At 49.2% G+C, this 19305-nt stretch carries 22 protein-coding genes, 1 pseudogene and 1 riboswitch; of the genes and pseudogenes, 1 reads left to right on the top strand and 22 read right to left on the bottom strand.

Translation table 11 applies throughout. The annotated features are described in order from the left end of the window. Positions 1-59: 59 nt before the first annotated feature. The 16 genes and pseudogenes from IJ22_RS22090 to IJ22_RS22015 form a co-directional block, all read right to left on the bottom strand. The gene (locus IJ22_RS22090; RefSeq protein ID WP_062410335.1) at positions 60-290 is read right to left on the bottom strand and encodes an anti-sigma-F factor Fin; all 231 of its coding nucleotides are present in this window, start codon (positions 288-290) and stop codon (positions 60-62) included. Between the two features lie 151 nt (positions 291-441). Continuing rightward, the gene (gene pth / locus IJ22_RS22085) at positions 442-1002 is read right to left on the bottom strand and encodes an aminoacyl-tRNA hydrolase (protein WP_054819644.1); all 561 of its coding nucleotides are present in this window, start codon (positions 1000-1002) and stop codon (positions 442-444) included. A gap of 221 nt (positions 1003-1223) precedes the next feature. After that, positions 1224-1865, bottom strand: coding sequence for a 50S ribosomal protein L25 (locus tag IJ22_RS22080; protein ID WP_062410334.1), 642 nt, complete (start codon positions 1863-1865; stop codon positions 1224-1226). A gap of 106 nt (positions 1866-1971) precedes the next feature. Next, on the bottom strand, positions 1972-3378 hold the full coding sequence (gene glmU / locus IJ22_RS22075; protein ID WP_062410333.1) for a bifunctional UDP-N-acetylglucosamine diphosphorylase/glucosamine-1-phosphate N-acetyltransferase GlmU: 1407 nt from the start codon (positions 3376-3378) through the stop codon (positions 1972-1974). Positions 3379-3512: 134 nt separating this feature from the next. Next, complete coding sequence (spoVG, locus tag IJ22_RS22070) at positions 3513-3797, bottom strand: septation regulator SpoVG (RefSeq protein WP_054819642.1); 285 nt, start codon at positions 3795-3797, stop codon at positions 3513-3515. 122 nt (positions 3798-3919) lie between these two features. Further along, complete coding sequence (locus IJ22_RS22065; protein WP_054819637.1) at positions 3920-4309, bottom strand: RidA family protein; 390 nt, start codon at positions 4307-4309, stop codon at positions 3920-3922. Positions 4310-4316: 7 nt separating this feature from the next. Continuing rightward, positions 4317-5159: a pur operon repressor gene (gene purR / locus IJ22_RS22060; protein ID WP_062410332.1), complete on the bottom strand. Its 843-nt coding sequence runs from the start codon at positions 5157-5159 to the stop codon at positions 4317-4319. 135 nt (positions 5160-5294) lie between these two features. Continuing rightward, positions 5295-6149 (bottom strand): 4-(cytidine 5'-diphospho)-2-C-methyl-D-erythritol kinase, encoded by an 855-nt coding sequence (ispE, locus tag IJ22_RS22055; protein WP_062410331.1) that lies wholly within the window; start codon positions 6147-6149, stop codon positions 5295-5297. 286 nt (positions 6150-6435) lie between these two features. Further along, positions 6436-6615 (bottom strand): annotated as a pseudogene (locus IJ22_RS26850) (small, acid-soluble spore protein, alpha/beta type); the annotation flags it as partial. A 151-nt stretch (positions 6616-6766) separates the two neighbouring features. Further along, positions 6767-7039, bottom strand: coding sequence for a biofilm formation stimulator Veg (veg, locus tag IJ22_RS22045; RefSeq protein ID WP_054819635.1), 273 nt, complete (start codon positions 7037-7039; stop codon positions 6767-6769). A gap of 221 nt (positions 7040-7260) precedes the next feature. Next, positions 7261-8139: a sporulation peptidase YabG gene (gene yabG, locus IJ22_RS22040; RefSeq protein WP_062410330.1), complete on the bottom strand. Its 879-nt coding sequence runs from the start codon at positions 8137-8139 to the stop codon at positions 7261-7263. Between the two features lie 81 nt (positions 8140-8220). Beyond that, complete coding sequence (gene rsmA / locus IJ22_RS22035; protein ID WP_062410329.1) at positions 8221-9147, bottom strand: 16S rRNA (adenine(1518)-N(6)/adenine(1519)-N(6))-dimethyltransferase RsmA; 927 nt, start codon at positions 9145-9147, stop codon at positions 8221-8223. After that, positions 9144-9698 (bottom strand): ribonuclease M5, encoded by a 555-nt coding sequence (gene rnmV, locus IJ22_RS22030; RefSeq protein WP_062410328.1) that lies wholly within the window; start codon positions 9696-9698, stop codon positions 9144-9146. The genes rsmA and rnmV overlap by 4 nt, the downstream gene beginning before the upstream one ends. A gap of 108 nt (positions 9699-9806) precedes the next feature. Continuing rightward, positions 9807-10946, bottom strand: coding sequence for a resuscitation-promoting factor (locus IJ22_RS22025; protein ID WP_062410327.1), 1140 nt, complete (start codon positions 10944-10946; stop codon positions 9807-9809). A 281-nt stretch (positions 10947-11227) separates the two neighbouring features. Continuing rightward, a riboswitch (cyclic di-AMP (ydaO/yuaA leader) is annotated at positions 11228-11411 on the bottom strand. A 224-nt stretch (positions 11412-11635) separates the two neighbouring features. Further along, complete coding sequence (locus IJ22_RS22020) at positions 11636-12403, bottom strand: TatD family hydrolase (protein ID WP_054819633.1); 768 nt, start codon at positions 12401-12403, stop codon at positions 11636-11638. Between the two features lie 36 nt (positions 12404-12439). Next, complete coding sequence (locus IJ22_RS22015; RefSeq protein WP_062410326.1) at positions 12440-13726, bottom strand: HD domain-containing protein; 1287 nt, start codon at positions 13724-13726, stop codon at positions 12440-12442. Between the two features lie 384 nt (positions 13727-14110). Here IJ22_RS22015 and IJ22_RS22010 point away from each other — a divergent pair, with 384 nt between their 5' ends. Then, complete coding sequence (locus IJ22_RS22010; protein WP_010501678.1) at positions 14111-14365, top strand: AbrB/MazE/SpoVT family DNA-binding domain-containing protein; 255 nt, start codon at positions 14111-14113, stop codon at positions 14363-14365. A gap of 457 nt (positions 14366-14822) precedes the next feature. On the opposite strand, the gene rsmI is transcribed toward IJ22_RS22010, so the two are convergent. The 6 genes from rsmI to IJ22_RS21975 all read right to left on the bottom strand — a co-directional run bounded on the left by rsmI (position 14823) and on the right by IJ22_RS21975 (position 19285). Next, the gene (gene rsmI / locus IJ22_RS22000) at positions 14823-15719 is read right to left on the bottom strand and encodes a 16S rRNA (cytidine(1402)-2'-O)-methyltransferase (RefSeq protein ID WP_201023646.1); all 897 of its coding nucleotides are present in this window, start codon (positions 15717-15719) and stop codon (positions 14823-14825) included. Then, a complete protein-coding gene (locus IJ22_RS21995) occupies positions 15710-16504 on the bottom strand; it encodes a tRNA1(Val) (adenine(37)-N6)-methyltransferase (protein WP_054819631.1) in 795 nt (264 codons plus the stop codon). The genes rsmI and IJ22_RS21995 overlap by 10 nt, the downstream gene beginning before the upstream one ends. 62 nt (positions 16505-16566) lie before the next feature. Continuing rightward, positions 16567-16950, bottom strand: coding sequence for an initiation-control protein YabA (locus IJ22_RS21990; RefSeq protein WP_054819630.1), 384 nt, complete (start codon positions 16948-16950; stop codon positions 16567-16569). 37 nt (positions 16951-16987) lie between these two features. After that, the gene (locus IJ22_RS21985; RefSeq protein WP_062410323.1) at positions 16988-17791 is read right to left on the bottom strand and encodes a PSP1 domain-containing protein; all 804 of its coding nucleotides are present in this window, start codon (positions 17789-17791) and stop codon (positions 16988-16990) included. A 2-nt stretch (positions 17792-17793) separates the two neighbouring features. Further along, positions 17794-18771: a DNA polymerase III subunit delta' gene (holB, locus tag IJ22_RS21980; RefSeq protein ID WP_062410322.1), complete on the bottom strand. Its 978-nt coding sequence runs from the start codon at positions 18769-18771 to the stop codon at positions 17794-17796. Positions 18772-18838: 67 nt separating this feature from the next. Beyond that, positions 18839-19285, bottom strand: a complete 447-nt coding sequence (locus IJ22_RS21975) for a YaaR family protein (RefSeq protein WP_062410321.1) — start codon at positions 19283-19285, stop codon at positions 18839-18841. Positions 19286-19305: the final 20 nt, after the last annotated feature.

The following is a 19305-nucleotide window of genomic DNA, read 5'->3' as shown; positions in this document are numbered from 1 at the left end:
GCACTCGCTTTAGGCCCGATTCATGTACATCATGCCGGACAGCCGGACGCGAATAGCCCCTACTGCAGAGGATTCGCGAGGAGCGAGAGCTCCGGATTGGCCTCCAGCGCTTCTTTGCAATAATCGCAAACCACCTTGACGGTGACATCCCCATTTGGGTTATACGATATTATATCTCTCCGCTCTTCAGGGGTCAAGAAATGAAAGCCCAACTGATACTCGCTCACTTCTTCCTGACGAATCTCCCCGATGGATGTTTGGCAATGACGGCATATGTATTTCACGGTCATGCGGCTTTCCTCCTCTCCGCTTTGCCGGGCAAAGCGCTTCTCTACGGACAACGGTCACCGGTACAATCGGCAATCCGCTGACATCATACTTAGTATGACCAAGAATGGAGGATTTTAGCCTGGGGTCGCTGGAGCTTGAATGCTTAACAACCTAACCGTTAAATTTCGCCATCGTCTTCTCGAATGTATGCTCCAATACATATTCCATGGCCTCGCAGGTTCTATCCAGCACCTGAGGCATGCTTTGCCATTCTTCTTTGCTAAAAGGACTTAATACGTAATCGGCAATATCCCGGCCGGGTGCCGGACGCGAAATGCCCATTCGGATACGATTGAATTTCTGGGAGCCCAGATGCTGTATGATGGATTTGATTCCGTTGTGGCCCCCTGCACTGCCTTGATACCTCAAACGGATACTCCCGTACGGCGTATCCAAATCGTCATATACCACAATCAGGTCGTCCGGGGACGCCTTGTAGAAATCCATAAATGCCCGCACGGACTCTCCCGACAGATTCATATACGTCTGCGGTTTAAGGAGAACGACCTTCTCCCCGGCCACCATTCCTTCTCCCATCAGGCCCTTGCATTTGTTCTGCGAGATTTGGATTCCGTGCTTGTCGGCGAATCGGTCCAGCGCCATAAAGCCGATGTTGTGCCGCGTCATTTCGTATTGCCGCCCCGGATTGCCGAGGCCTACGAACCATTTCAAGCCAACTGCTCCTTTCAAAACCATCCATGTAACCCCTACGAGTTAATCATACCCGAAAAAGCGCCCCAAGCCAACTTTCACATGACCCCGTTCATCAACCTTTTCCCCGAATCGGTAGAAGCTCCTATCATTCGAGCATAATGGAAAAGCGTGTCGATCGACTCGCCCATCAACACGCTTCCTCTAAAAAACATACGGACCGTACGTCCGAACGTTCAACATTATACCGTTTTCTCGGCTTCCTTTTCTTCTTTCTCGAAAGCTCCCTCGACCTTGGCTGCAGGCTCGTCGGCGGCCGGCTCCTCCTCGGCTTCCTTCTGAGGCAGAAGAATCGTTGCAAGCACATCGTTCTCATCGGTTTTTACTTCGACGTCGGCAGGCAGTTTTAACTGGGACACGAGGATATTCTCGCCAACGTCCAAACCGGATATATCTACTTCTACTTCACTCGGGATATGCTGCGGCAAGCAGCGGATCTCAATCTCATGATGCTGGATTTGCAGAATACCCCCGGCCTTGACGCCAACCGGGTCTCCGATAAATTCAAGGCGGACCGTCGTGGTGACGGGCTCGTCCATATTGATTTGATGGAAATCGACATGCAGCGGCTGACGGGTGAACACATCGCGCTGCACTTCATTGATCATCACCGGCTGTCTGCCGAATCCCGGAACATCCATCTCGATAATGCCGTTCGGATTCGTTTTCAACAGGGTAAACAGTTCTTTTTGATCGATGGCGATCGGCGTTTGCGTCACTTTTTTTCCGTAAACGATACCGGGTACTTTTCCTTGCGCACGCAGCCGGTTGAGATCACCCTTCGTTCGGCCTGTACGAGCTTCCGCTTTCAATGTTGCTGCCATAGTTAAACCTCCTTCAATCTGGGCAAACCCAAGCTTCTACTAATTTACCCATTTGAAGGAGGTTCGAAACATAGAAAGGGAAATACGTCCTGCCGATGAAGTTCGATTACGGACGGTTCTTCTTCAGCTGCTCTTTCTTGGCCGCAAATTTGGCGTGAAGCTTCTCGGCGTAACCCGGCTTGTTTACCTGCCGTTCTCTGGCAATGGCAAGATCCCCCGCTTCGACATCATCGGTGATGGTCGAGCCTGCAACGACGTAAGCGCCTTTGCCGATTTTGACCGGAGCCACAAGATTGACGTTGCTGCCGATAAAGGCGTCGTCCTCCACCTCGGTCAGCTGTTTGTTATAGCCGTCATAGTTTACGGTAATCGCGCCGCAGCCAAAGTTCACATTCCGTCCAATCACCGCGTCCCCGACGTAACTCAAATGAGATACCTTGACTCCGTCAGCCAGTCTGGCATTCTTAATCTCAACAAAGTCCCCGATTTTCACGTCTTCGCCCAAATTCGAACCCGGTCGTAAGTAAGCGTAAGGCCCGACGGTCGTTCCGGCGCCGATCACCGCTTCCTGCAGCACCGAATGCTTGACCGTGATGCCGTTGGCGAGGGTGCTGTCTGTGATATCGGCCTGAGGCCCAATGACACAGTCCTCTCCGATCACTGTTTTGCCCCTAAGGATCGTACCCGGTAAAATGACGGTGTCCGCACCGATTTGCACATCCGCTTCGATATACGTATTCGAAGGGTCAATGATCGTAACCCCTCCGAGCATATGGCGCCGGTTAATGATCTGACGCATGTCCGCTTCCGCCTGCGACAGAGCCAGCCGATCGTTGACACCGATGGACTCCCGGATATCCTTCATCACGCAGCCTTCGATTTTTTCACCACGACTGACCAGAATACTGATCACATCGGTGAGATAGTATTCGTTCTGGGCATTGTCATTCTTAACTGAGGCGAGAGCGTCGAACAGTTTCCGGTTATCGAAGCAATAGGTGCCTGTGTTGATTTCCTTAACCCTGCGCTGCTCGTCATTGCAATCCTTCTCTTCGACAATTCCGCTGACATGCCCCTGTGCATCCCGAATGATTCGGCCGTATCCGCGAGGCTCGTCGATCACCGCTGTCAAAATGGTAGCGGCCGTCCCCTTCTCCTGATGAGTCCGAATCATGTCCTGCAGCGTTTCTGCAGAAACCAGCGGCGTATCTCCACAGATGACGATGGTGATCCCGTCTTCGCCCTCAAGCAGCGGTTTGGCCTGCAGGACGGCGTGACCTGTTCCGAGCTGCTTCTCTTGCAATGCATATTCCACGCGATTCCCCAAATACGCTTGAACCGCTTCGGCGCCGTGGCCTACGACGACTACCGTACGCGAAGTATTTATATGTTCCAGTGTGGTGACCACATGACCGACCATAGGCTTTCCGCACACCGGGTGCAGCACTTTATATAGCTTTGATTTCATCCTCTTGCCCTGCCCTGCGGCGAGCACGACTCCCATGATGTTCAAGCTTTCCATCCCCTTCGTTCAAGTTAATCATTCTATGTTAGTATACGGGTCGGGGTCTTCAAAATGCAATCTCCGTACACCCGTTTCATGAGGAAAAAGAAAAAAGAGCCCACAGGCTCTTTAAGAACATCGGTTTATGCCCCTTCTTCAATTACTTCTTCATCCGCTGCGGCCCGTTCATATTCTGTCAGTACCGCCGATTGAATCTTCTCACGAGTGGAAGAGGAAATCGGATGCGCGATATCCCTGAATTCCCCATCCGGCGTCCTCTTGCTCGGCATAGCTACGAACATGCCGTTGTTACCGTCAATCACACGAATGTCATGAACTACAAATTCGTTATCGATGGTAATGGAAGCAATGGCTTTCATTCTGCCCTCGGAGTTTACCCGACGAAGTCTGACGTCAGTTATTTGCACCTCTAGTTCACCACCTTTTTCCATCTTGTTGACTTGAGGTATAAATTCCACATTTTAGGGCAAATTCCTGCTTTCCATTCAAAATTTTTCCGCTTTTTTATAAATAATTTGTCTTTTTAAAATTATTCGACATTTAACGCTGCAATAAGCTCGATTTCGACAAAAACATCCTTCGGAAGCCGCGCCACTTCTACCGTCGAGCGAGCCGGCTTATGGTCTCCGAAATACGAAGCGTAAATTTCATTGATCTGGGCAAATTGATTCATATCTTTGATGAAAACGGTTGCCTTCACGACATCCCGGAAAGTCGCTCCGGCTGCCGCAAGCACTGCGCTTAAATTGCGGAATACTTGATGGGTCTGCTCTTCTACGCCTCCGGGGACCAATTGGCCGTCCGATCCGAGCGGAATCTGGCCTGAAGTAAATAGAAGCGATCCGACCCGAACCGCTTGCGAGTAAGGACCGATAGCGGCTGGCGCCTGGTCTGTTGAAATGATACTTATGTTCGTCATTGATTGATCACTCCTCATCAAAGGTATCGCCTTCACGAAAATAGTTGCCCGGCTCGACTGTGATTTGTTTTGTCTTCGGATCTACCGCGGACAGCTTGGCCAAAGAAACGTAATCTTCCACCAGATGCTCCTCCACTTCACCCGACTCTACAAAAACGCCCACGCCCTTCACCGTAGCTTTAAACTCCTGCAGCAGATCCATCATACCGTGAATCGTACCGCCGACCCTCATGAAGTCATCGATTATTAATACTTTGGATTCTTCCTTGAGCGCTCGCCGCGATAAGGACATCGTTTGAATCCGCTTGTTCGACCCCGAGACATAGTTGATGCTTACGGCTGAACCCTCGGTTACTTTATTGTCCCGGCGTACGATGACGACCGGCAAATTTAAATATGTGGCCGTCGAGTAAGCCAATGGAATACCCTTGGTTTCCACAGTCATGACCACGTCGATGTCTTTGCCCGCAAAAACGGATGCGAACATTTTGCCCACTTCGTTCAAGACCATCGGCTGTCCCATGATGTCGGACATGTATAAATATCCGCCTGGCAGTATTCTCTCCGGCTGCTCAAGCTGTCTGCACAGCTGGTTGATAAACTGCAGGGAATGGTCTCTTGATACTTTCGGGATGAACTTGACACCCCCTGCCGCGCCTGCAAGCGTCTGCAGTTCCCCAAGACCTTCTTCTTCAAACACTTCCTTAATGATGGCCAAGTCTTCGCTAATAGAAGATTTGGCGGAGTTGTAGCGGTCAGCGAAAGTCGTCAAAGGAATCAACGTATGGGGGCGAATTAGCAAGTATTGGGTCATTTCCACCAATCTTGCGCTTCTTTTCATTTTTTTCACTGGTGCACCCCCTAATTTACGACGCATGTTATAATAAAATCCGAATAATATAATGAAAATATAACATTTTTATACGTATTTATACAAGCACATCGCGAAAAATATAATGACACCAAAGTGACATTATCATCTTGTTCAAGTCAGCAGTCTTACAGCATAAACATCTTTGCAAAAGCCTCTTAGCCCGTTATAAATGCGAGGAACCTTGGCTTCTTTCGAAACCAGTCCAAAAACGGTAGGACCGCTCCCCGACATCAATACGCCGTCAGCCCCCAGTTTAGCCATTACTTCTTTCAGCTGCCGCACCTCCGGGTAAAGCTCCAGCGTAATTTCCTCCAGCACATTGCCGAGCTCCCCGCACAGCTGTTCGAACCGCTTCTCCCGGATCGCCTCAAGCACTCCCGCAGTGGAAGGATGCTTCCGGATGGCGCCGACCTGCAGCTTGCCGTATATTTCCGATGTAGACACGTTGATCGGGGGCTTAGCCAGAATAACCCAACACTGCGGGGGTGATTCGATCGGCTCCAGCTTTTCGCCGCGTCCCCGTGCAATCGCTGTTCCTCCGGTTACACAGAATGGCACATCCGAACCGAGCTCTTCCCCGAGCTTCTGCAGTTCTTTCATCCCTATGCCAAGCCTCCACAACCGATTCAGCCCACGCAAGGTAGCCGCGGCATCGCTGCTCCCGCCGGCAAGTCCCGCAGCTACCGGGATTTTCTTATCCAAATGAATATATACTCCTTGCTTAACGTCATATCGCTCTTTGATCAGACGAGCGGCTTGAAAAGCGAGATTTTTTTCATCCAGCGGTATGTACCCGGCTTGACTCGATATGATGATCGTGTCGCGCGGCAGCTCCTGCATTTCGATCCGGTCCGCCAGATCGACCATGGTCATAACCATCTCCACTTCATGATAGCCATCTTCACGCTTATATAATACATCCAGGGACAAATTGATTTTTGCCGGGGCTTTCTCGAATACCTTCATAGGACACCTTCTTTACAACTGTCTGTCTATACGGGCTTACCGTTCTTCTCCTAATACTATACCAAAAACGGCACAAAAAAAAGCTAAAGCGGCCTCTTGGCTGCTCTAGCTTTCTTTAATGGTGCAATTACGGCCTGGAGTACGGGGAATACACCGGCGTCTGTACAGTTGGCTGCACGCCGCCGTACCTTGGCGCTAGGGATTCCTGAAACGGCGACGCTATCGCCCCCTGCGCGGGAATCGTACCTTGTCCGGGAGCCATCCCTACGTTTCCAACCGGGATCGGGTTCTGCTTTTGCAACGTTCCCTCCGCAATTTGGATTGCCCGCTTTACCATATTGCCCGCATCCTTCGTTCTTATGCCGCCCCAGCCTTCTCGCTGTACGGTTTCGTAGAAGCCGAGATCTTTGGCAAGTTCATATTTGAAAGCATCGGACATAACCCCTCTGCGATTTCTGCGCCCCATAACCTTACCTCCTTCGCTGTTGATTTGAAGTTAGTAAAAGCTAGTATGCGCCGATTCCAGGAAATCATGCAACTTTATCGACGGCAGCACCGTCTTATGAAGTACACAAGCAAAAACGGCTGACCGCTCGAGCAAGCCAACCGTTTATGTATTATTGTTGTATTGTAATCCGCACTTCTCCGTCATCGCCTTGCACTGTCACTTCAACCGATTCCGTCAAAATGTCTGCGTAGCTGTAAGAAACGCGCTTGAAGGTCTGGTGTTCCTGATCCAGCTTCACAATAAATACGGAAGGATAGGTTTCCTCCAATACACCGGATCTTTCGATGGTCTTGCGGCGACCGCCATTTGCTTTTAACATGATCTTTTGTCCGACATGAGGTTCCAAACTGCGTTTGATATCCAACAGCGTATTTTTAGCCATTGATCACTACCACCTCTTTCCTATTTAATTATAACGCAACAAAGGTAGTATGTCAATTTAAGCTGAATATTATATCAGCCATACAAACGTGTTGTCAATGACTTTTTTTCCTTGGTTTCTGCAGAAAAACATAAATCACCTTTACTTTCATTCACAGAATTGTCAAAAATTATTCTGGATGGATTGGAGAATTGAAAAAGAAAAAAAGCACCTTTCGGCGCTTAAGTCTGATTTGCGTGTTGAATTTTGGGCACGCCCCGGCGATAGCTGCCTCGTGATTCTATGCCGCCGAGCCCCTCCAAACCACTGTGTGTGAGCCCAATGACATCTACGATATTCACCGTATCGCGAATGGGCGTAAAAGCCACTTTAGCCGCGATGCACAACGGGTCAAGAGCATGAATCAGCACACGGGCGGGGGAACTGGCATAATTGGCTCCGGCTTGCAGCAGCGCTTCAAAATGGGATTGGCACGCACCGGCGATAATCGTCAATGCGTCACGGTTTTTTTCATATTGCCTTGCTGCGTGCACCGCATTCACGAAATTATGCGAATTTTTGTAACTGCTAAGCGAGGTAATGTCCCCTCTACTCCGGTGCTTCAGAAGGCCGTCATGTCCGGTCACCACTACAATATCGGGCTGGATTTGGGGCAGCAGGCGGTAGAGCGCATCAGCCATATGGGCTTCCGTCACATAGAATCCTTCGGCCGGTACCCGGAGCTCTCCGTATAAGACCATGCATTTGCGCAGATAAACTGGATCGCCATCCAGATGCAGCACTTTACCCGGCACGTCAAAATAAGTCGGACGTGACTTGGGCGCCGCACCCGGAGCTGTGCTGCTATCCCCCGCGTTCGGGCTTGCTTGAGATTGCGATGCATTCGTGCGCCTCATGGCATCCAACCATTTCGGACGGATCAAACCCAAATATTGAAAAGGATCGAGCTGAGGCATGGGTTCCAAATCCGGAAGCGGAGCATCGGCCAAAAGCCGCAGCTCTACTCCGCGGAGCACCGCCTGCTGCTGCCTGATTTCTTGGATTTTGAAAACTATGTCACCGCCATACGACTTACGAGTGACGAGGTCTCCCTGTTTCATGGCTGCATCGCCTCCTCGTCTATCGTATGGCGAATATAGGCAAATGGTGCAGGTGAATTGCCTATAACCCCTATGGAGGAGTTAACGGGAACTTAACGCTCTGGCAAGATTCCGGCTCAGTACGGCATATTCTTCCATAGACAATGTTTCCCCGCGGCGGGAGGGATCGATGCCTGATTGTTGCAGGATGACTTCCAGCTCGCTTTTCGTTTCTTTGGTGAAATATTTCGCCGCTAGATTGTTATATATCGTTTTGCGCCGCTGCACGAAGCTGGCTTGGACCACGTCAAAGAAAAAGGCCTCGTCTTCCACATCCACAGGAGGCGTCTGTCTTACTTTCAACCGAATGACCGCCGAATCCACATTCGGCTGAGGGATAAACACGGTGCGCGGGACGATCGTTACGACTTCGGGGATACAATAATACTGTACCGCAATACTGAGACTGCCGTAATCTTTACCTCCCGGCTTCGCAGCCATCCGGTCGGCCACTTCCTTCTGAATCATGACGACGATATTCTCCAGAGGCAGCTTTTCTTCGAGCAGCTTCATAATAATGGGAGTGGTCACATAGTAAGGGAGGTTGGCGACAACGCTAACTTGCGAGACGCCCTGAAAATGCTGCTCGAACAGCTCCTTCAGATCAACCTTCAGCACATCGCCGTGGACAACGGTCGTATGAGGATAAGGGGATAATGTCTCCTCAAGCATCGGCAGTAGTCTTTGGTCGATCTCAATGGCCACGACCCGTCCTGCCGCCTTGCCCAGCTGCTGCGTTAGGGCTCCGATCCCGGGACCGATTTCCAGCGCCCCTTTTTGAGGGGTCAAGTCCGCTGCAGAAACGATTTTATGCAAAATATTGTAATCAATAAGAAAGTTTTGACCTAAGCTTTTCTTCAAGGTAAAGCCGAACTTCTGCATCAGCTCTTTGGTTTTTTTCGGCGAGGCGATGTCCTCCACAGACGCTTGTCCCGCATCCGCCGTATCTGTAAAGCGATTGGTACTCATAACGCTGCACCCTCTTCTTCATCCAAATGCCGCCGCGCCGCCTCGAATTCTTCTTTTGTAATTTGAAACATGCGGCAGCGATGATAAAACTGTTTTCCGTTACAATAACCGATACCAAGCCGCTTGCCCATCTCAAGCCTTCTGGCGGCAGCCGCCGGGTGAACGATCAGACCGGCCTCCAGCAGATCGTTCCAGCCGATTTCCGTACCTTGGGCCATATAATCCGTGCGTACATTCACAAGCGCGGAACGAATCGCTTCCACCGATGCGTTCTCCACCCCAATGTCGCCGCGGCTGGTGGCCGCCTCCTGCGTCAGGAACGCATGCTTGCAGCCGGGGACTTCCCTGGCGATGATTTTACGTATCCTCTCCCCTGCATGATCAGGGTCCGTGAAAATGATTACGCCTCTGCGTTCCTGCGCCAACCGGATACGCTCCAGCACCTCTTTATTGATTGCGGAACCGCCGGTTTCGATCGTTTCCGCTTCGACGGCCCGTTTAATCGCAACCGTATCGTCTTTGCCTTCAACAACAATAATCTCTTTGATCATGGAATTCGTCCGTACCTACTTTCGCAGCAAGAGAAAAGAAGAGGGACGTTAGCCGTACCTCTTCTTCATCTGTTCTATATATGATGAGTCTGCCCTAATTGCCCATCCTTAATCAGCCGACGGCTTCTTTGGACCGATGACATATACGGTTGCGCCATGTTTTGTTCCGAAGCGCAAAGCATAATCATGGCTGTCGAAATAAACGTCGATTTTATTTCCTTTGACTGCGCTGCCGGTGTCTTCCGCTCTGCGGAAGCCCAGACCTTCAATATAAACCCACCAGCCTATCGGAATGACCTTTGGATCGACTGCAATCGTGCGACCTTCCGTTACTCTCGTACCTGATGCCGTGATTCCATACTGCGGATGATCCGGATCCTTGCCTGTCGAGGCCGGTCCCGCGCTATACGCAGTGAGCTTCACGTTATTGATGACCTGTTTAACGTCGAACTTCACGCCGTTTCTGGTCACCTGTTCCAAGGTTGGCGAAGACGAAGAGAGTGTTACTACGGGATTCTTCGTTCCCACCGCAATAATTTTTTGCACACTTTGGGTTTGAATCTTTTCGTCAACGATTTGTTCGGATACGAGCACACCGTCTTCATAGACTTTTTCTTTCTTCTTGAGCAGAACGCCCTCTTGTCCTTCTTGAATAACCTGTTCTTTGCCTCTGATCAGCTTCGGCTCCGTCTTTTTTACCGTTTCGAAAGCGATCGGTTCTTTGATTTCCTCAACATTTTTCTTGACACGGACGATCTTGACTTCACTATTTTCGTTTATTGCCGCATTCAAAGCGGGAGTCACTTTATCAAGTTCACTGAGCTTGATCTTCTGATCGTCAAATAGCTGTTTGACCGTCTTTCCTGTCGTATATACGGTCTTGGTTTGCCCACCGTCTGTCAATTGTACCGGCTTGGCTTTCTCGATAATAATTCGATCTCCCGATTCCACCGAATCATCCAGAGAATGCGACACACGGTCGTGTTCACCGACAGAGATGCCTTGCTCATCCAGTATATGCTGCAGAACTGATTCTCTAGTTTGGAAAGTTTGCTCTTTTCCGTCTACAACAACCGATACGCTTTTGATTGACGTACCGTAATACATGATTAAAAACATGAAAGTCATAGCGAATAATATGAGTGCAATGATCGATATCATACGCAAGTTTTCATGCTTCCATCGCAATGCGAAGGACAAGCTGGATGATCGTCTTTCATGGGTTTGTTCAGGTGTCACAACGCCCACTTGTTCGGTCCTCCTTAAAGCCCCGCCATCCGAGTGTTATGCATGATTAGATCTGACGCGACTATGGTAAAGTATATTCTTCTCCAATTACCAACGTTTGCTTCAACGGCTATCAGAACCGTACTTGCCTAAGGCCACCTCCTGGAATCTTATTTTTTATGAACCGGCTTGGATCGTTATCCCAATGACGGGGGAATACAAAAAAAAGTCAGCGGAGAAGAGGAACCTTCCCGTGACTTTTCTCATTTTCCTCAAAATGAAAAGTTAAGCCGACGACAATCGTTACCTCTCTCTTAACGCTTACGAGGTTAGCTGACGGATTCGGACTTGAGAGTCGCCCTACTCGGAAGCAGCTGCCTGCCCCAAGATTCACCCCTATAAACACCACGTTCATCAACAGCGTAGCGCTGTGACATCCGCGATGCGGTTCCCCCGTTCCCTTACGGAACTCAGCGATGTTGGAATTTTGGCAATCGTATGAAGTTAATATTGAGTGTACGATGTGAAGGCTGGAATTGTAAAGTATACAAACTTTGAAAAAAATCTCGGATTTTACTCAATTATCATTGTTTTTTATTAATTTTTAAACCAAAACCATCTTTTTCTCCATTGGTCACAGTTTTTTGTTTTGTTTTCTTCGATTATCTTGTTTTGTATAAAAAAAGACATGTGTCCTTTTGTGTAAAAATTCACTTTATACCGAAAATGGATATGGCATTCCTCGAGGTAATCCCGGCCAATTCTTCCAGTGAAATGCCCTTGATTTGGGCCGCCGTCTCAGCTACAAGACGAACGTAAGACGATTCATTCCGCTTGCCCCGATACGGATGAGGAGCAAGGTAAGGCGCGTCCGTTTCAATAAGCAGCCGATCGAGCGGAACTTTTTCCAGCACCTCCTTGGGCTGTTTTGCATTCTTAAACGTGACCGGTCCTCCAAACGAGATATAGAAATTCATGTCAAGGCACATTTTGGCTGTTTCCCAGCTCCCGGAGTAACAATGCATCACACCGCCAACCTCCGCCGCCTTTTCTTCGCGCAAAATTTGCACAACATCGTGATGCGCATCCCGGTTATGGATGACAATCGGCATGCCGAGCTTACGTGCGAGCCGGATTTGCTCACGAAACACACGGGCTTGTACATCCTTTGGAGACGTATCCCAATAGTAATCCAGCCCGATTTCTCCTATGGCTACCACCTTCTCATGGCGGCAAAGCGATTCGATCCATTCCAAATCGTCCGGGGTCATATCCTTTGCGTCTGTCGGATGCCAACCCACGGTCGAATAGATAAAGTCATACTGTTCTGCCAAAGCGATGGAGCTGGGAATGGTTTCCCTGTTAAATCCGACATTGATCATGTGACTAATTCCGTTCTCTCTTGCTCTTTGAATCACTTCGTGTCGATCTTCATCGAATGCCTGTACGTTTAGATGCACATGCGTGTCGATCAGCATATGAACATACCCCTTTCTTCGCCATTGCGACAATGTTCAGGACAGACCTAACAGGATGCGAACATCAGCGTCCAGTTCCTGCAGATGGTTCAACAGCAGCTCATGAGGGTAATACAAATGGTATTTCCCCATATGAATACCGCTGATCGAGCGGACAATCTCCGATTTGCAGGAGATCTCCGATAATGTGTTTTTGGAATCCAGCAGCAAGATAGGCAGCTTCTCATCCTGCTCTCCGGGACGGTACACATCATACGACAGATCCGACGGGAAATCAATTTTCAGGTAATAATCCGGATCGATTCCAAAGCTTTGCAGCAAGCTTCCCAGGCGTTCCATCAGTTGAGTGTCGATACGCTCGAGCGTTATATATTTGAACAAACGCCGCTGCAAAAACCGGGAGCACAGATCGGAGAGAATCGGGTCTTTCTCCAGGGACCACTGCATCAAGACGGTTTGCATGAACGCTTCGTCCAAGAAGTAATATTCGTCTACCGTCAACTGCTGCTGAAACAGCTTATGCAGCGGAGCAATCATAAACTGGAACCGGTATCCCTCCTCATAAAGCTTTTTGGCTCTTTGGAAAATACTGTGGAGCACCACTTCCGCGCTGCGGGTTACCGGATGAAAATAAACCTGCCAATACATTTGATATCGTGACATCAAATAATCTTCCACAGCATGCATGCCGCTCTCTTTGACTACAATATGTCCCTGGTACGGGCGCATGACCCGAAGAATCCGATCTAAATCAAAGGTACCGTAATTCACCCCGGTAAAATAAGCGTCCCGAATCAAATAATCCATCCGGTCGGCGTCCAGCTGGCTGGATACAAGACTGACGACGATTTCTCTGTGATACGTTTTGGAGATGACGTCAGCCACTTGCCGAGGGAATGCCGGAGATACGCGCCGCAGCACTTGATTGACTTCCGTATCCCCCAGAACAATGCGGCACGACCATTCTTCATGGTGGCTCCCGAACGTCTTTTCAATGGAATGGGAGAACGGACCGTGTCCAACATCATGCAGCAAAGCAGCGCACAGGCACAGCAGTCGTTCCTCTTTGGGCCAATCCTCATACTGATTCCGTTCAAACTGGGATATAATCCTGCGTGTGACTTCATAAACACCAAGCGAATGAGAAAACCGGCTGTGTTCTGCACCGTGAAAGGTCAAAAAGCATGTGCCAAGCTGACGGATACGGCGCAGCCTTTGAAATTCTTTTGTATTGATCAGATCCCAAATCGTTTGGTCTTGCACATAAATATACTTATGTACCGGATCCTTGAACACCTTTTCTTCTTTCATCGGCGTGCTCATAGCTTTCCTCCTTGATCAATGAACTATTATTCGACAAACAAATCAGTATATTTGATAATTTTGTCGAATTATGTCGATTTTATTTTCCAATCCTTACTTTTTTTTCTATGTAAACGGTGAAATAAAATAATGAAAAATCGTATTTTTTGTGACAATACACTTTGCAAAAATGTGTGATATCTCACATTTTACTCGATTTTTTCTTTAAGATATAACAAATACAGAGTCATATTCCATAAAATAACATGAAATTGACTCAATTTTTAGTTGACTATTTTTGGAATGGTTGGTATCATATTCGTAAAGAATTATGTCGAATCATGACGATTAATTTTCTTCCAAAATGCTTCTTACTTATACTTCTTGGAGAGGGGAATTTTTATTATGATGAAATCTACAGGTATCGTAAGAAAAGTTGATGAGCTGGGTCGTGTCGTTATTCCTATCGAACTTCGCAGAACGTTAGGCATTGGCGAAAAAGATGCTCTTGAAATTTACGTAGACGGAGAGCGCATTATGTTGAAGAAATATGAGCCGGCCTGTATCTTCTGCGGCAATGCTGAGAACGTCTCTTATTTCAAAGGGAAAATTGTCTGTCATGAATGTTTATCTGAAATGCCAATACCTGTGACAAAATAAAAAAAATAAGGTATAATGAAGATAGCAATTTTATCTAAGGTAATTCTAACCTTTTTCATATCTCCTCTATAACCCCGATTCGTGGTTTCCTCGAATTAGGGTTCTTTTTTTAATCAACCCCCTAAATCCTCCTTCCAAGGGGGACCCATGGGCGGCTGCCCCTGGACCTCGCTCGGCGCCTTGATGGACGTTTGGGCGGGAGGAGCGCTAACGTTCGGAATCACCTCTTGGATGAGGTGATCGGGCACACGCTTGATTGCGGCGTTCTTCCGTTGGAGTGCATGTGCGGACTTTGGGTGTTTTTTGGAGCGACTGACCGCCGTGGGGACGCACCCGGGGCAAGCCTCAACAGCTCTTGTTCGGGCAAAGTGAGCTCGCTGCCAAGGCAGCATCGCAAGATCAAAGGCAAGGTCAACCACAACAACAAAACCCACAAACCAAAAAGCAAAACCAAAAATCAGTTGCCCTGGTGAAGCAGATTGTATAGCTCGCGCTTGGGGACGCCGCGGTCTTGGGCGGCGCGTCTCAGCGCTTCCTTATGGGCGAAGCCCTCAGCCTCGTACCGCGCTACATGCTCCTGCGGCGTCAAGCCAGTCCACCATGCGGCATCATCATCCGACTCAGCAGAGCTTTCGCCGTTGCTGCCGCGAATAACAAGGCAATACTCGCCTTGGGGCGGGTGCTCGTCCAAATGAGCCAAGCATTCCCGGATCGTACCGCGGACGGCTTCCTCATACTTTTTGGTTAGTTCCCGGATAAGACAAATTTCATGGTCCTCGCCAAGGATTTCCGACATGGCGGTTAACGTTTTTACCAGCCGATGAGGCGATTCATAGCAGAGTACCGTGCCCGGCTCACGCTTTAGCGCTTTAAGCTCCTTTTCCAGCGGCTTCTTGTCTCGCGGCAGAAAACCGACAAAGGTAAAGCGCTCAGTCGGTAACCCGGACATGATGAGCGCGGAGAGAGCCGCATTAGCACCGGGAACCGGGATAACGTCGATTTCAGCGTCAATCGCAAGCCTTACCAAATCTGCCCCGGGATCGCAAATGGCCGGAAGCCCTGCATCACTGACCAGCGCGATGGAATCGCCCGCCTGCATTAGCCGCACCAGCTCCGGTCCGCTCGCATGCTTATTGTGTTCGTGGTAGCTGACCATCCGCGTAGCAATGTCGAAATGCGTAAGCAGCTTACGGGTTTGCCGGGTATCTTCAGCGGCAATCCATTGAACTTCCCGCAGTACGCGAACCGCCCGGTACGTCATATCCTCCAGATTTCCGATCGGCGTCCCAACCAAATACAGTTTTCCGCGCTGCTCTCCAGCATCATGGTAACTCTTTTGAATGTTCAAGTTGATCTATTCCTTCTATTATATATGTTCTCTGTATAAGCAAGTTTATCTCGACGGCCATAGTACACTTCGAACAGTTCGTCGGTGTATTCCTTTTCGTTCTTGTACACAATCAGCGGCGGAAGCATGCGCACTTCCGGCTTGCCATCACGCAGCGCTTCGATCAGCACCATGTTGGCCTCCGCGTTTGCCCGCGGATGAACAAAACGTATGCGTTTGGGTTCCAACCGGTATTTTCGCATAGTGCAGCAAATATCAACCAACCGGCTTGGCCTATGCACCATCGCTACCCGACCGCCGCTGCGAACGAGCCGGCTGCTTACCCGCACGACATCATCCAGTGTGCAGTACACCTCGTGCCGGGCTGCGGCGACATGAGCATTCACATTCTGTTCCCCATTGGGAACGGGCAGATAAGGCGGATTCACGGTCACCAGATCAAATTGCCCATGGCCAAGCTGATCAGGGGCATCACGCAAATCACCATGGATCATCGTAATTTGTTTTTCCAATCCGTTGAGCAGCACATTCCGTTTCCCCATATCGGCCAGACGCTCTTGAATCTCCACCCCGATAATCGATCCACGGGTTCGCGTCGTCAGCAGCAGCGGTATAACCCCATTGCCTGAACACAGATCGACAATGCTGCCCGTATGCGGAACAGAACAAAACCTCGCCAACAGAACTGCATCCATGGAGAAGCTGAATACTTCATCGCTTTGAATGATTTTCAGTTGTTGGGTTAATAAATCGTCGACCCTTTCATATTCATATACCGGTACTTGTTCCAACACAAAATTCCTCTTTCCTTCAAAAAAACCGTAGAGAAGTCCATCCTCCCTACGGTTCGCTTTTATTTATTCAAAAATGACATGCAAAACAGACAATCGCCTTCCGTTCGCAAATGCCCGTAATTCACGTTACAAATGTGGAATCCTTCATGATAGATGCGGGCCAGATTGTCATAGCCTTCACCGGTAGGCTCCTTGACTAAAACGGAGGCGGCCGCAGGATCCGTACTTGCGTCAGCGACTTTACCTACCGCCAGAAGAGCAGGAGTGATCGGCTCCGTCTCTTTCTTTAACAGCTTGCGCAGCTGCTGATTCTCAATGCTCAGCCGCTTGTTTTCCTCAAGCAGCTCAATAATTTGCCGCTTCAAAGATCCGAGCTCGGAATGCACAACACCCGTTTGCTCTTCCAACTGTTCGATTTGTACGAATATATCCCTTTTATTCACTCTTTCTTCACCTCAAGCCGCGGAAGCAGCGAATAGCTTAGAGCTGCTCCACCACATCATCCAAAGGAAGATCCATCACTTTTTTGAGTTCAAAAATCTGTACTTTAGCCATACGTTCGGATACATTTAAGGAGATCAGCCTTCCGTTTCCGAACGATGTAATCACTTCACTGCCGACACGGGGCAGGTCGTCCTTGGCACTTTCATAATTATCATGCTCATATTTCAAGCAGCACATTAATCGTCCGCAAAGACCGGATATTTTCGTCGGGTTGAGCGATAAGTTTTGATCTTTAGCCATTTTGATCGATACCGGCTCAAAATCCCCCAAGAAAGAAGAGCAGCACAGGATGCGTCCGCATGGTCCGATGCCGCCCAGCATTTTGGCTTCGTCCCTGACACCGATCTGGCGAAGCTCGATGCGTGTCCGGAAAATCCCGGCCAAATCCTTCACCAGCTCTCGGAAATCAACTCGTCCTTCCGCCGTAAAATAAAAAATTATTTTGTTTCGGTCAAATGTATATTCAACATCCACCAGTTTCATACGAAGCTGATGATCCTTAATCTTTTCCTGGCAAATAGTAAATGCATTATTGGCCGCCTGCTTGTTATCCTCTACCAGCTTGGCATCCTGATGGTCAGCGATGCGGATAACCTTCTTCAGCGGAAGAACCACATCGGACTCTCCAACCGTCCTGCGACCGATCACAACCTTACCGTATTCAACACCGCGAGCCGTTTCTACGATCACGGCGCTATCTTGGTCGACCGGAAGATCACTTGGGTCAAAGTAATAAATTTTACCCGCTTTTTTGAAGCGAACACCTACTACGGAGAACAATCCTACACCCCCTTAAGCTTCATAAATATATTTTCCAGCGCCAGCTGGGGATTGGCATGAAACCGCAATCGTTTCTGCGTCTCTACCGCCTGCTCGAGACAGTAGATCCAATGCTCGATCGGGTAAGACAAAGCTTGCTTCGACATCCAATCGGCCTGATCGGAATAAATCAGTCCGTCCTTATTGCCCAAGCTAAGCTGTACCATATCCTTGAGCCACAAAATAAGCATATCCATAAATTTTGGCAGTTGTTCGGAAAATTCGCCCCTCGTCAGCTTCTGCTGTGCGGTCAGCAGAGCGGCGGGCAGCCGGGTCAAACTTTCCCTTACTAATTGTATCACTAGATTTCGAAGTTCTGCAAACCCATTTCCTTGAATCAACCCGCGAGCCGCTTCCGTTCCCGCCGCCATATGCACAGCGGCTTGCACCAGGACAGCCGGGTGCCCTTCTTGAAGCAGCGCCTTTTGCATTTCACTCCGGCCGATTGGCACAAAGGGAATCCATTGTGATCTGGAGCGGATTGTCGGAAGCAGGGCTTGTCCGTTATCCGTGATCAGAATGGCCACAACCTGGGATGCGGGTTCTTCCAAAAATTTAAGCAAGCTGTTCGCAGCCTGAACCGTCATTTTTTCGGCTTCCTCAATAATATACATCTTGATTCCGGAAGCCGAGGCACGGTAAGCGAATTGCTTTTGAAGCTCCCGGATTTGCTCAATCTTAATTGAGGCCCCCTCCGGCTTCACCTCGTGCAAATCAGGATGATTTCCATGCAGTACCTTGCGGCAGTCCAAGCATTCACCGCAGGCATCATCGGGCAGCACCTTACAATAAATTGCTTGCGCAAAAGCTTTGGCCATCGCCCTTCGTCCCGTTCCGGACGGCCCCGTGAAAATATAGGCATGCGATATTTTATCCGTTCGAAGACTGTTTTGTAAAATACGTTTTACACGTTCCTGTCCTGCTATGGATTGAAAAGACATGACTGTCTCTATTCCTTTCCGTTATAAGAAAACCTCTATCAAGGCCATTATGATGAGCAGCCCCGATCTAAAAAGACAAATTGATCAGGATGCCGCGAATTTCACCGACTTTGCGGAGCAACTCAATACGTCCTTGCTCACTATCCAGCATCTCCTCGGCCAATCCAAGCAGTTCCCGATCAATTTCCTCCAGAAGCTTATACCGTTTACCTCTGCCTCGCCGATCCCACCCTCGCGTCTCACGGAGCTGTACGCCGCGGCGCGCGGTTTCCTCAAGAAACTGCTTGACCAGCAGCTTATACTGCCGCAGCTCGCGGACGGTCATCGATTTGGCAAGCCGCTGCCCCTGGTGTTCAATTTGCTGCAAAATACGTTGAAGCTGCTCCCGGGTAGCTCTTTGGTCCTGCTGCTGCATCATATCGCTAAACGACTTTTGCTGAAGCTGCTGAGACGAATTGTTCTCGCTTCGTATAATTTCTTTACCGAAAGGCCGCCAGCCCGGGTTAATTTTCACATCGTCCGCATCCTTTTTCC

The organism is Paenibacillus naphthalenovorans, from assembly GCF_001465255.1.
GTDB classification, from domain to species: Bacteria; Bacillota; Bacilli; order Paenibacillales; family NBRC-103111; genus Paenibacillus_G; species Paenibacillus_G naphthalenovorans.
This window is presented reverse-complemented; position numbering and strand designations above follow the sequence as displayed.

Excerpts from the sequence above, each read along its gene's own strand:
- IJ22_RS22010 (WP_010501678.1), top strand. The coding sequence starts at position 14,111 with ATGATGAAATCTACAGGTATCGTAAGAAAAGTTGATGAGCTGGGTCGT.
- rnmV (WP_062410328.1), bottom strand. The coding sequence starts at position 9,698 with ATGATCAAAGAGATTATTGTTGTTGAAGGCAAAGACGATACGGTTGCG.
- IJ22_RS22090 (WP_062410335.1), bottom strand. The coding sequence starts at position 290 with ATGACCGTGAAATACATATGCCGTCATTGCCAAACATCCATCGGGGAG.
- rsmA (WP_062410329.1), bottom strand. The coding sequence starts at position 9,147 with ATGAGTACCAATCGCTTTACAGATACGGCGGATGCGGGACAAGCGTCT.
- holB (WP_062410322.1), bottom strand. The coding sequence starts at position 18,771 with ATGTCTTTTCAATCCATAGCAGGACAGGAACGTGTAAAACGTATTTTA.
- IJ22_RS22080 (WP_062410334.1), bottom strand. The coding sequence starts at position 1,865 with ATGGCAGCAACATTGAAAGCGGAAGCTCGTACAGGCCGAACGAAGGGT.
- IJ22_RS22015 (WP_062410326.1), bottom strand. The coding sequence starts at position 13,726 with ATGAGCACGCCGATGAAAGAAGAAAAGGTGTTCAAGGATCCGGTACAT.
- IJ22_RS22065 (WP_054819637.1), bottom strand. The coding sequence starts at position 4,309 with ATGACGAACATAAGTATCATTTCAACAGACCAGGCGCCAGCCGCTATC.
- ispE (WP_062410331.1), bottom strand. The coding sequence starts at position 6,149 with ATGAAGGTATTCGAGAAAGCCCCGGCAAAAATCAATTTGTCCCTGGAT.
- IJ22_RS22020 (WP_054819633.1), bottom strand. The coding sequence starts at position 12,403 with ATGCTGATCGACACGCATGTGCATCTAAACGTACAGGCATTCGATGAA.
- yabG (WP_062410330.1), bottom strand. The coding sequence starts at position 8,139 with ATGAAACAGGGAGACCTCGTCACTCGTAAGTCGTATGGCGGTGACATA.
- veg (WP_054819635.1), bottom strand. The coding sequence starts at position 7,039 with ATGGCTAAAAATACGCTGTTGGATATCAAACGCAGTTTGGAACCTCAT.